This is a genomic window from Actinomadura sp. GC306, assembly GCF_004348665.1.
GTDB lineage: Bacteria > Actinomycetota > Actinomycetes > Streptosporangiales > Streptosporangiaceae > Spirillospora.
Map to the genome: position 1 here is coordinate 1 of NZ_SMKM01000234.1, position 10,750 is coordinate 10,750.

General features: G+C 70.6%; 10 protein-coding genes and 1 pseudogene. 5 read left to right on the plus strand and 6 right to left on the minus strand.

From position 1 onward, the window contains the following. Together E1200_RS34470 and E1200_RS25765 are read right to left on the minus strand one after the other, a co-directional pair. Positions 1 to 308: pseudogene (locus tag E1200_RS34470) on the minus strand (hypothetical protein); the annotation flags it as partial. Next, positions 305 to 583 (minus strand): hypothetical protein, encoded by a 279-nt coding sequence (locus tag E1200_RS25765; RefSeq protein ID WP_131954656.1) that lies wholly within the window; start codon positions 581 to 583, stop codon positions 305 to 307. The gene E1200_RS25765 and the pseudogene E1200_RS34470, both read right to left, overlap by 4 nt. A 327-nt stretch (positions 584 to 910) precedes the next feature. Between E1200_RS25765 and E1200_RS25770 the strand changes: the two genes are divergently transcribed. Continuing rightward, positions 911 to 2,146, plus strand: a complete 1,236-nt coding sequence (locus E1200_RS25770; protein ID WP_131954657.1) for a tetratricopeptide repeat protein — start codon at positions 911 to 913, stop codon at positions 2,144 to 2,146. Positions 2,147 to 2,168: 22 nt separating this feature from the next. On the opposite strand, the gene E1200_RS25775 is transcribed toward E1200_RS25770, so the two are convergent. Both E1200_RS25775 and E1200_RS25780 read right to left on the minus strand, forming a co-directional pair. Next, on the minus strand, positions 2,169 to 3,005 hold the full coding sequence (locus E1200_RS25775) for an SMP-30/gluconolactonase/LRE family protein (RefSeq protein WP_131954658.1): 837 nt from the start codon (positions 3,003 to 3,005) through the stop codon (positions 2,169 to 2,171). 67 nt (positions 3,006 to 3,072) lie between these two features. Continuing rightward, positions 3,073 to 3,843, minus strand: coding sequence for a methyltransferase domain-containing protein (locus E1200_RS25780; RefSeq protein ID WP_131954659.1), 771 nt, complete (start codon positions 3,841 to 3,843; stop codon positions 3,073 to 3,075). Positions 3,844 to 3,895: 52 nt separating this feature from the next. Here E1200_RS25780 and E1200_RS25785 point away from each other — a divergent pair, with 52 nt between their 5' ends. From E1200_RS25785 to E1200_RS25795, 3 genes are all read left to right on the plus strand, one after another. Continuing rightward, positions 3,896 to 4,357, plus strand: a complete 462-nt coding sequence (locus tag E1200_RS25785; protein WP_243708832.1) for a MerR family transcriptional regulator — start codon at positions 3,896 to 3,898, stop codon at positions 4,355 to 4,357. A gap of 307 nt (positions 4,358 to 4,664) precedes the next feature. Further along, positions 4,665 to 4,904 carry a hypothetical protein gene (locus E1200_RS25790; protein WP_131954661.1) on the plus strand — a complete coding sequence of 80 codons (240 nt, stop codon included), beginning with the start codon at positions 4,665 to 4,667 and terminating at the stop codon, positions 4,902 to 4,904. Next, positions 4,901 to 5,290 (plus strand): hypothetical protein, encoded by a 390-nt coding sequence (locus tag E1200_RS25795; protein ID WP_131954662.1) that lies wholly within the window; start codon positions 4,901 to 4,903, stop codon positions 5,288 to 5,290. The genes E1200_RS25790 and E1200_RS25795 overlap by 4 nt, the downstream gene beginning before the upstream one ends. Positions 5,291 to 5,910: 620 nt before the next feature. Here the strand turns inward: E1200_RS25795 and E1200_RS25805 are convergent. Together E1200_RS25805 and E1200_RS33950 are read right to left on the minus strand one after the other, a co-directional pair. After that, complete coding sequence (locus tag E1200_RS25805) at positions 5,911 to 7,107, minus strand: HNH endonuclease signature motif containing protein (protein WP_131954664.1); 1,197 nt, start codon at positions 7,105 to 7,107, stop codon at positions 5,911 to 5,913. Positions 7,108 to 7,494: 387 nt separating this feature from the next. Further along, the gene (locus E1200_RS33950) at positions 7,495 to 9,885 is read right to left on the minus strand and encodes an MMPL family transporter (RefSeq protein WP_165950460.1); all 2,391 of its coding nucleotides are present in this window, start codon (positions 9,883 to 9,885) and stop codon (positions 7,495 to 7,497) included. A 72-nt stretch (positions 9,886 to 9,957) separates the two neighbouring features. On the opposite strand from E1200_RS33950, the gene E1200_RS25815 reads away from it, so the two are divergent. After that, positions 9,958 to 10,662 carry a TetR family transcriptional regulator gene (locus E1200_RS25815; protein ID WP_131954665.1) on the plus strand — a complete coding sequence of 235 codons (705 nt, stop codon included), beginning with the start codon at positions 9,958 to 9,960 and terminating at the stop codon, positions 10,660 to 10,662. Positions 10,663 to 10,750 lie beyond the last annotated feature (88 nt).

The window sequence follows — 10,750 nt, forward strand, 5'->3', positions numbered from 1 at the left end:
GGTCTGGAGTGCACGGCCGGACGGGGTGCCCTGGGAGGCGGGGGCGCGGGCCGTTCGGCGGTGCGGTTCTGGAGGGACGCTCGCGAGTACCGGCCGTAGTGGTCGCGTCCGGTCAGTTCCTCCAGGAGGCGTCCGAGCGTCACCGGGTCCGGGGCCTCGACCAGCCGGTCACGTCCCGTCCAGTCGCGGGCGAAGGCCCACCAGCGGCCGGTGTACTCCCCCAGCCACACGCAGCAGCCCGGGAACCGGCGCGCCAGCTCGGCGGCCGTCCGTTCGGGGTCCAGGTCGGCCGCCGCCCACGGGGTCACCGCTCCTCCCTCGCGGCCAGGTAGCCGAGGACGAACACGGCGGCTTCGGTGAGCCGGTCGGCGGGCGCGATCGGCTCGCCCCATGACGTGAAGAACCAGAGCGCACCGGCGTCCTCAGCCCGGGGACGGCACGAGATCGTGTCGGCGGCGTTCTGCGCGCAGCAGCCCTTGACCTGCGGGTTCGTGACCCGAAGCCCGGCGGCAGAGAGGTCGACGTCGAGTTTCCTTGCCGTCAGATGCGCGGCAAGTGCCGCAAGCCGCAGCTCGGGGGTCATACGCTCGTCCACAGCCAGGACCTCGTTTCCTGGTCAGGCCCCGGCCCAATGGTGTTCCCGCACCGGGCCGGGGCTGCTTCGTCTTCGGTCTCGTCTTCGGAGGCAGGACGCTTCTCGCTTCTCAACTCGTCCCACGACTGCGAGTAAATCGCCGTCACAGAGCGCAAGGAAAGATGAGAATGCGGAGACAGACCCGGAGACAACCCGGAGACGCAAAGTCTCCTGGTCCACAAAAGGGGGCACACACGAATGACTGCCCAAAATCCCCCAATATGGGCAGCCCGGCTCCGTGTCGAGCGTGAGAGGCGGGGCTGGAGCAAACGCGAGATGGCCAGGCAACTCCTGCGCGCGGACGGCCTGGAGCGAGGCAGCGTGCCCAACCTCGCACGCCAGATCTACGACTGGGAGCGGGGGCGGAACTATCCCCGCGATTGGGCGCCCGCATACACAAAGGCGTTCAAATTGGACCCCTCCGAACTCTTCTCAACCGGGGAGGGAAAGGAGGCATCCTCTAGGTATGAGCCCTACCCCGATTTCGAGGATGACGAAGTGAAACGCCGTGCCCTCCTCGGCCTGCTCGCCACCGCCGCCGTCGCCGCACCACTCGGCCGCGACGCCGAACACCTGCGTGCCGTCCTCACCGGCACCCTGACCACCGAGGCCACCGACCGCGACGCCGATACCTGGGAGCGCGTCGTCCACGACTACGCCCACGAGGCCGGTTACCTCCCGCCCGCGCAGGTGCTCCCCGAGATGCTCGCGGACCTCGCCGAGCTCGACCTGCTGATCTCCCGCGCGACCGACGCCGTCCGGCCCAAGCTCGTCCATGCGGCCGGATATCTCTCCGCCTTCACCGCCATATCGCTGATCGGCCTCGGCGACGTACGAGCGTCACGACGCTGGTGGCGAACCGCCGTCCGCGCGGGGGACGAGTCCGGCGACCCCCTGCTCGCTTCGTACGCCCGGGAACGGCAGGCGGTGCTCTCGCTCTGCGACAAGCGCGTCGAGCAGTCCGTCTTGGACCTTGCTGAGGAAGCCATAGCGATCAGCCGAGGCACGCCGAGCGCCGCACAGGCGAGCGCGCATGCGACCCGCGCACAAGCACTCGCCCAGATGGGCCGCCACGCGGAGGCGTATGAGGCGTTGGACGACCTCAGGCGAGTGTTCGAGCGTCTCCCCGACCACGTCCGGGACGACCAAGAATCGCAGTTCGGCTGGTCGATCCAGCGGCTCCATCACACCGCCGGCTTCGTCTACACCCACACGGGCGACCACTCTCGTGCCCGCCAGGCACAGGACGAAGCCCTGGCGTCGTACCCGTCCAAGAGCGTCCTCGGGCCCGCGCAAGTCGAGATGTACCGCGCCACCACCCTCGTCCAGGAAGGCGACGCCGATGCCGGGGCGCAGCATGTGATGACCGTCTTGGAGCAACTCCCGACCGCACACCGCAAGACCCACACCGTCCGCAGAAACGCCTTCACCGCGCTCTCCAAGGCATCTTCGAAGGACAGCCGGAGACCTGCCGTGCGTGACGCGTACGCGATGCTCACCACGGCCACTTAGGCGACCGCCCAGGAGCGCGGGTTCAAGGCCATCCGGCTCCCGGGACGTCGACCTCGACGGTGAGGAGCTGGCCGGAGCCGGGGGTCACCATGCCCGGGTCGGTCATGCCGCGCCACTGGGCGGCGGTGATGAACAGGGTCGTCCGGTCGGGGCCGCCCAGCGTGCAGGCAAAGGCGCCGCGATCCAGGTCGACGGTCTGGAGTACCGTCCCGCCCTCGGCGACGCGCACGCAGCGCCGGTTGGGGACGTCGGCGTACCAGACGGCGTTCTCGGCATCCACGCAGATGCCGTCCGGAGCGGCCTCACCCAGGTCGGCCCAGACGCGGCGCCCGGACAATCCGCCGTCCGGGCCGATGTCCCATGCCAGGAGGACGTTCGCGTAGGAGTCCGCGACGATGAGCGTGGCGTTGTCGGGGGTCACCGCCATCCCGTTCGGGAATGTGATCTCCTCGGCGACCTGGCGTGCCGGGCCGTCCGATGGCACCAGGAACACGACCCCCGGCCCGAACCCCTCGCCGGGACGGGGCTCGAAGCCGTTGACGTAGACGTTGCCGCGCCCGTCGGCGACGACGTCGTTCCACCCGGGCCGGCCGAGGTCGGCGTGGGTGACCAGGGAGCCGTCGGGTTCCCGCCGCAGCAGCACGCCGTCCGACCCCGAGACGATCAGCAGCGGACCGTCCGGGAGCCAGGCGGTGCAGAGCGGCAGCGACTTCACCTGCGCCATGACCTCGCTGGAGCCGTCCGGCCCCACGGCGACGACCTCACCGGCGGACCAGTCGGAGAAGTACAGCCGGTCCCCACGCCAGCGCGGCGACTCGACCAGACCCCGTCCGTGCACCAGCGTCCGGATCTCGCTCATCCTCATCCTCCCTGGTGCGGCTGTCTCACCTCCTATACGAACGGCCACCGGCCGGATCGACACGACCTCACCGTGGAACGGATCCGGCCGCCATCAGGATCGGCAGGGCCATGAACAGCCGGTCGGCCTCGGCCCGCGCGCGCTGCCCGGCCTTCCAGCCCTCCGCCTGCTCGCGGGTGATCGCTCCGGCGGAGAGGGGCTTGTCGGCCATTTCGGTGAGCGCGGGCAGCATCACGGGGTCGGTGAGCACGGCGGTGCGCGCCTCCACCGTGACGTCGCCGAACCCGGCGTCGAGCAGCAGGTTGCGGTACCGGCGGGCGGCCCGCGGGGCGGCGATCAGGTCGGCGCGGGCGTGCACGATGGCACGAGTGAGGGCCGGATCGTCGGAATCGATCATGATGGCGTCCCAGTCCTGGCCGACGAGCACGATCCGGCCACCGGGGACGAGGACGCGGCGGGCCTCGGCCAGCGCCCGTTCCGGCTCGGCCAGGAGGTGGAACACCTTGTCGGCCCGGTAGCCGTGCACCGAGGCGTCCGCCAGCGGGAGTCCGTAGGCGTCCGCCATCCGGAAGTCGGCCTTGGGCCACCGGCTCCGGGCGACCGCGATCATCTTCTCGTTCGGGTCCACGCCGACCGCTCGAACGGCGCGTTCGGTCAGTTCGGCCACGGCACGTCCGGCGCCGCAGCCCACGTCCACCACGGACGTGCCGGGCTCGGCGGCGAGCAGTTCGTAGGAGCGGACTCGCATTTCCTCGAAGCCGGGCAGGCGGTCGGCCGCATCGAGCAGCGCGATGAGGTCTTCCGTCGCCTGTCGGGCCTTCTCCGTCTCAGTGGTCATGGGCGCCAGAATGCGACTTAATGTCGACATGAAGTCAAGTGAGCCCGGACCGATGAGCATCGGCGCCCTGGCCGGCCACTTCGGCCTGGCCACGCACGTGCTGCGCCACTGGGAGTCGATGGGGCTGCTCACACCGGCGCGCGACACCGCCGGCCGCCGCCGTTACGGCCCCGCCGACCTCACGCGGGTCGCCCTCATCTTGAGCGCCAAGGATGCGGGGCTCTCCCTGGAGCACATCGCCGTCTTGACCACCGCCACCGATCCGGCGAAGCGCCGGGACGTCCTGCGCGAGGAGGCCGAGGCGCTCCGCTCCCGCATCGCGGCCGCGCAGGCGTCCCTAGAGCTCCTTGAGGGCGCCCTCAACTGCGACCACGAGGACTTCACCCTATGCCCGAACTTCGAGCGGATGCTGGCGGAGCGCGTCGAGGGCGGGGCGGGGCCTCCTCCGCCGGGTGCCACCCCGACAGGACCGGCGGAGGAGGAGTCTCTCAGCTCACCCAGTCATCGATCTTGAAGTCCCGGCAGGCGAGGATCGGCACGACCCCGGCCCACCGGCGCAGGGCGATGAGGCGATGAGGCGACCGGGCGGAAGAAGCCGGGGCGGAAGAAGGCCGAGGCGGGGAAGCCGGGGTTACGAACAGGTCGCGCTGGAGGTGCGCTTGAAGTCGACATGACGGCGAACCGTCAACCGTTCCCCATATTTCATACCTAAATACTAGAAAATGGAACGGGCAAGGTCAACAGCCGACGGCGTGACCTTACTGTGACTCTACTCTCCCTGATACACACTCCAGGGCGCGATAGTGTGTATCGTGATCCCCATGGCGAGACTCAACATCACGCTTCCGGATGAGCTTGCCGCCACGCTGCAGGGGCTCGCCGAGGAGAAGAAGATCGCCTCGGTGTCCGGGTTCCTGGCGGACGGGGCGCGGCTCAAACTGGCCCTCCTGCGGGACGCGTCCACCATCGACGACCTATTCGGGCCGCCGAGCCCGGACGAGCAGGCCATGGTGGACCGGCTCGTCGAACGCGGCACCCCGGAGAACCGGGACGTCGCGTGATAACCGGTCACGTCTTCGACGCGACCGCTCTACTGGACCTTGCCACCGGCAAGACGATCTACGTCCGCGCCCGGCTGCGCGCCTCGATCGCCCAGCACGCGACGATCGTCATACCGGCCACGGCCCTCGCCCGCGCCTGGCAGATCGTCCCCGACCACGGGCGGGCCGTCCTCGAACGGCTGCCCGGAATGCAGGTCGTGCACGTCGACGACCTCGACGACGTGATCGCCCAGCAGACCGGGCTGCTCGTCACCACGAACCCCAACCTGGGCATGGACGCGGCGCAGGCCGCCTGGTCCGCCCGCTGGCGGCGCTGGCCGCTGATCACCGCGGAACCCGACGTGTACGAAAGCGTCCCCGGCGTCCGCGTGGAACAGATCCCCTGATCGCGAATACCGCCCAGCAGTTACTCCTACCCGGGGGCCGAACAGGCTCCCGGTGCGCGCAACCGTCCCCGACTCACCACGGCCCCGGACACCTCGCAGCCACGCCAGCTGCCGTGAAGCCCACCCGTGCGGGCGGGGGCGGGGGCAGCCATGCGGGTACCCGGGTACGCCGGTATGCGGGGTACGCCGGCACCCGGGTACACCGGTACACCGGTACACCGGTACACCGGTACGCGACTATGCGGGCACGCGACTACGCGGGCACGCGGGCACGCCGGTACGCCAGCACGCGGGCACGCCGACACGCCAGCACGCCGGTACGCGGGCACGCCGACACGCCAGCACGCCGGTACGCCGACACGCCAGCACGCCGGTACGCGGGCACGCGGGCACGCGGGCACGCCGGTACGCCGGTACGCCAGCACGCGGGCACGCGGGCACGCGGGCACGCGGGCACGCGGGCACGCCGGTACACCGGTACGCGACTACGCCGGCACGCCGGCACGCCGGCACGCCGGCACGCGACTACGCCAGCACGCAGGTACGCGGGCACGCAGGTACGCCAGCACGCGGGCACGCCGGTACGCGACTACGCCGGCACGCCGGTAGCCGGTACGCGGCTACGCGGCCTGTGAGCAGGAGGGTGGTGGTCGGCCTGCGGTGGCGGGCGACTGCGTTCCGGGGGGATGGAGGCGGTAGATGTAACGGCCGTCCCGGCCTTTGCTGATCTTCAGACGGTCGGGGTGGGTGTGCTTGAAACGGTTGTGCCAGCCGCAGGTCAGGGCGAGTTGGTCGATGTCGGTGGACGATCCCAGCGCCCAGCCGTCGACATGGTCGACTTCACACAGGATTCCGGGGACTTCGCAGCCCCGCACCGCGCACGTCGGGTACAGCGTCTCGAGTACCTGACGCTGGGGGCCGGTCGCGAAGCGGACCTTCTTCCCCAGGTAGAGGGGGACGTTGCCGCGTCCCAGCAGCAGGGGCGAGACCCCCGCGTTGAGCGCGATGCGGCGGGCTTGCTCCGGCGGAATGGGGGCGCCGTCGGTGAGGCGGGCGGGTGCCTGCCCGCCGGTGAGGGTGTCCAGATCGCAGATCACCGTGACCTTGGTGGCCCGGTGTCCGTCCGCCAGCACACCGGTCAGGGCCGCGGCCGTACGCTCGGGCAGGTCACGGCGGTCGTCGGCGCCGGCGGGCTTGGCCAGCGGCCCGAGCGTGCCGTCCCAGAGGGCGGCGTCTTCGGCGTTCAGCCAGCCTCTGATGTAGCGGCCGCCATCCAGGCCACGGGTGGAGTCGATCCAGGAGCGTTCGTAGCCGCGCTTGGCGTCGTCGGTCGCCTGGTCGGTGCCGTCCCGCTCGGCGATGACGTCACCGATGCGGCGGCCGAACGAGGCGACCTTTCCGGCGGAGAAGTCCTGGTCGACCATGCCGAGCAGGATCTGCTCAGCGGCGGCGCAGTCCTCATCGGCGAGCCGGGCGACCGCACCGGCGATGGTGGTCGCGTATCCGAACGACAGGTCACCGGCGCCCAATCGGCCGGCGACCTGGTGCAGCCGGTGCCGCTGCCGGGCCAGGGTCAGGCGCTCCCTGGCCCGGGTGTCGCGCATCCCGAGCCGGTTACGCAGCCACGACTGGGTGGAGGGATAGCCCCACCGCTGGACCTCGCGGCCGGCGTCCACCACAGCGATGAACCCGGCGAGGACGGCCTCTTGCCTGTCGACGGCTCGGCCGAGCGTCTCCGTGAGCTCCAGGCAGGCGGCCGCGGACTCGGGCGCTTCCCGAGCGGCGAGCTCGGCGGCGACCGCGGAAAGGACCTCCACCAGTTCCGCGGTGGACGCCTCACCAAACCCAAGCCCCTTCGAACACACAATCGAATGGTATCGCGACTCGCGACCCGGAGAGCCCCGAAGGCTCCCATGTCAGGTTGGACTATTGTCACCGCCCGGCTAGCCAGAGAGCCCAAATAGCCAAAAAGCCAGAATTGTGCGTAGCACGCCGTTTGCTTCTGCCGAGCAGGGGACGGTGCCCGAAATGCCTGCCTCGCCGTAGGTGTCCCTACACAGACGACCTCCGCCCTACGTACGGCCCGTATTTACAGATAAGACACGACATGTATCGCCTAACCGGCAGATAAGCGGGAACCGCGGACCGATTTCGATCAGCGGAATGACCCGGCTCGCAAATCGAACGTTCTGCGGGACACCACATCAGCGGGTCAGTTGGAGTTCCAGTTGTTCGGCGGCCGGTTCCGGGGGTGGTTGCGGGGTGGGGCGGCTCCGGCCGGGCCACCACCAGTTGGCGTGGCCGAGCAGGCTCATCAGCGCCGGGACGAGGACGAGCCGCACGATGGTGGCGTCCACCGCGACGGCGACCGCGAGGCCGAGCGCCATCATCTTGATCGTCGGGTCGGGCTGCGGGACGAAGCTGGCGAATACGAAGATCATGATGAGCGCGGCGCAGCTGATCAGCCGCGCGGTGGCCCCGATGCCGGTCGCGACGGACTCGTGCGGGTCGCCCGTCCGGTCGTACTCCTCCTTGATCCTGGACAGCAGGAACACCTCGTAGTCCATGGACAGCCCGAAGACCAGGGCGAACATGAACAGCGGCACGAACGACATGATCGGGATGGCCTGGTCCAGGCCGAGCAGCTCGACCCCCCAGCCCCACTGGAAGACCGCCGTGACGACGCCGAAGGACGCCCCGATCGACAGCAGGTTCATCAGCGCGGCCTTGATCGGCACGATGATCGACCGGAAGGCGATGACCAGGAGCAGCAGCGCGACGCTCACGACCGCGACGACGACGGTGAGCATGCGGTCCCCGACGGTCTCGGCGATGTCGATGATCGCGGGGTTCTCGCCCCCGAGGTAGATGTCCGCCCCGGGGTTGTCCGCCCGCACCTGCGCCAGCTCCACGTTCCGCAGCCGGTGGACGAGGTCGGTGGTCGTCTCGGCGTGCGGGGCGTCCCGCGGGGTGACCCGCACGACCGCGGTCGTCCCGGCCACGACGGGCTCGCCGGCGAGCACGACCCCGGGCGCCTCGGACAGGACGCGCTGCAGCTCCTGCCCGAGGAGGACCGCCCGTTCGTCGGGCTTCTTGTCCGGGTCCGGTGCGCCCTTCGGGCGGGACTCCTCGGCCGGTGGGGACGGGGACGAGGTCGCCTGCGGAGCGGCGGGTCCCGTCAGGCCGGTCAGCCCCTGCATCCCGTCGACCGTGGGGACCGCTCTTGCGGGCTTCTCCCGCTCCCCCTTCTCCCGCTCCCCCGTCTCCTGCACCTTCGCGACGACCACGAACGGGCTGAAGTGCCCGGCGCCGAACTCCTCGGCGACGATGTCGTACGCCTGCCGGGACTCCATCTCGGGCGACGCCGTGCTGTCGGCCATCACCCCGAACCGCAGGCTGAGCGTCGGCACCGACAGGGCCAGCAGGACGAGCGTCGCGACGATCGCGTACGGCCAGGCGTTGCGGTCCACGTGGCGCCCCCACGTCATCCACCGCTGCGAGCTGCGGTCCGGCCGGGTGCGGGGCAGCTTGTACCGGTCGATGCGCTCCCCCAGCGACCCCAGGATGGCGGGCAGCAGGGTCAGCGCGGCGACGACCATCATGGTGACGGCCAGGGCCGTGGTGATGCCGATCCGCCCCACGAACGCGATCCCGGAGAGGAACAGCCCGCAGATCGCGAACACGACGGTGCCGCCGGCGAAGACCACGGCGTGCCCGGCGTGCGCCATCGCGCGCCCGACCGCGGTCTCGACGTCGTCGCCCTCGGCGAGCTGCTGCCGGTAGCGGGTGACGACGAACAGCGCGTAGTCGATCCCGGCGCCGATGCCCAGCATCGCGGCGGCCATCGGCGCGGTCGGCGCGAGCTCGAACATCGACGCCAGGAAGTGGATGAGCGAGTAGGAGACGGCCAGCGCGCAGAGCGACACCAGGATCGGGATGCCCGCCGCGAAGTACGACCCGAACGCGAGCAGCAGCACGATCATGGCCAGCAGCATCCCGGCGCCCTCCTGCCAGCCGCCCTCCGGCTGGGTGAGGAGCATCGAGACGATCCCGCCGAACTTGACGTCCGCCCCGGCCATCCGCGCCGGTTCGACGGCCTCGTTCAGCTCGTCGAGGTCGGCCTTGCTGACGTCGCTCATCGTCCCGGCGTAGTTGAGCCGGACGACGACCGCGTCGTCCGACTTCAGCCCGCCCATCCCCTGGACGTAGGGGTTCTCGACGAACGCGACCCGGTCGAGCTTGGAGATGTTGTCGATCGACTCGCCGATGGCGAGGGCGACGCGCCAGTCCGCGGGGCCGGCCTGGGACGTCTCGTGGAAGACGACGGTCGAGGTCGGCCCGGTCATCGCCGGGAAGTCCTCGGCGAGCGAGTCGAGGGCGAGCTGGGTCTCGGTGCCGGGCAGCGAGCTCTGCTGGACGAACATGCCGCCGTGCATGATCCCGAGCACGCCGGCGCCGAGGATCGCGACGACCCACAGCTCGAAGACCGCGCGCCGCCGCCGCACGCAGAACCGGCCGAGCCGGCCCAGGAACCGCGCGATCCTCCCGTGGTCGTCCGACCGCTCCGCTGCCCCGCCGTCCGCGAATCGCGCCATGGTGGCAGAAAACACCTAGCGCATGCACTTTTGCAACTGATGCAACTTTGCAGTCATGGTAATGTCCGTCACATGCACGGCACGGCCGACGAGCAGCACGCCGACGAGCACCACCCCAGCGAGCGCCACGCCAGCGAGCGCCACGCCGACGAGCAGGACACCGCGCGGCCGGGCCTGCGGGAGCGCAAGAAGCGCCGCACCCGGCAGGCCATCGCGACCGCCGCGCTGCGGCTGTTCGCCGAGCGCGGCTACGAGGAGACCACGATCGCGGAGATCGCCGCCGCGGCCGACGTGTCGCCCCGGACGTTCTTCAGCTACTTCCCGTCCAAGGAGGACGTGGTCTTCGCCGAGATCGACGACCGGCTCGCCGAGGTGGCCGAGCAACTGCGCCGCACGCCGGGCGAGACGCCGATCGAGACGATCCGGCGCAGCGTCATCGACGTCCTGGAGGCGCTCGTCGCCGAGCACGGCGAGTACGGGGCCGTGCAGATCGCCCTGATCCAGGAGCGCCCCGGCCTCCGCGCGCAGGCGCTGCAGCGGATGCTGAACACCCAGGAGCAGCTTGAGGCCCTGCTCCGCGAGCTGTGCCCCGACCTGGACGAGGTCGACGCCGTGGCCGCGTCCGGCATCGCGATCGGCGGGATGCAGGCGGTCGTCGCGCACTGCCGCCGCGAGGGCTACGACGCGCTGTCGATGCGCAGGGCCCTCGACCGGGCCGTGGACATCGTGGAGCGCGGCCTGGGCTCGGTCGACGCCCTCACCCGCCCGTCACGCTAGCGCCCGGCTCCACCAAGGTCGTTGACTTGCGGGGCAGGGTAGGACAGCGCGGGGCAGGCGGGACAGGACAGGGCGGGGCAGGCGGGAC

Coding starts and splice junctions, on each gene's coding strand:
- E1200_RS25765 (WP_131954656.1), bottom strand. CDS start 583: ATGACCCCCGAGCTGCGGCTTGCGGCACTTGCCGCGCATCTGACGGCA.
- E1200_RS25770 (WP_131954657.1), top strand. CDS start 911: ATGGCCAGGCAACTCCTGCGCGCGGACGGCCTGGAGCGAGGCAGCGTG.
- E1200_RS25775 (WP_131954658.1), bottom strand. CDS start 3,005: ATGAGCGAGATCCGGACGCTGGTGCACGGACGGGGTCTGGTCGAGTCG.
- E1200_RS25780 (WP_131954659.1), bottom strand. CDS start 3,843: ATGACCACTGAGACGGAGAAGGCCCGACAGGCGACGGAAGACCTCATC.
- E1200_RS25785 (WP_243708832.1), top strand. CDS start 3,896: ATGAGCATCGGCGCCCTGGCCGGCCACTTCGGCCTGGCCACGCACGTG.
- E1200_RS25790 (WP_131954661.1), top strand. CDS start 4,665: ATGGCGAGACTCAACATCACGCTTCCGGATGAGCTTGCCGCCACGCTG.
- E1200_RS33950 (WP_165950460.1), bottom strand. CDS start 9,885: ATGGCGCGATTCGCGGACGGCGGGGCAGCGGAGCGGTCGGACGACCAC.
- E1200_RS25815 (WP_131954665.1), top strand. CDS start 9,958: ATGCACGGCACGGCCGACGAGCAGCACGCCGACGAGCACCACCCCAGC.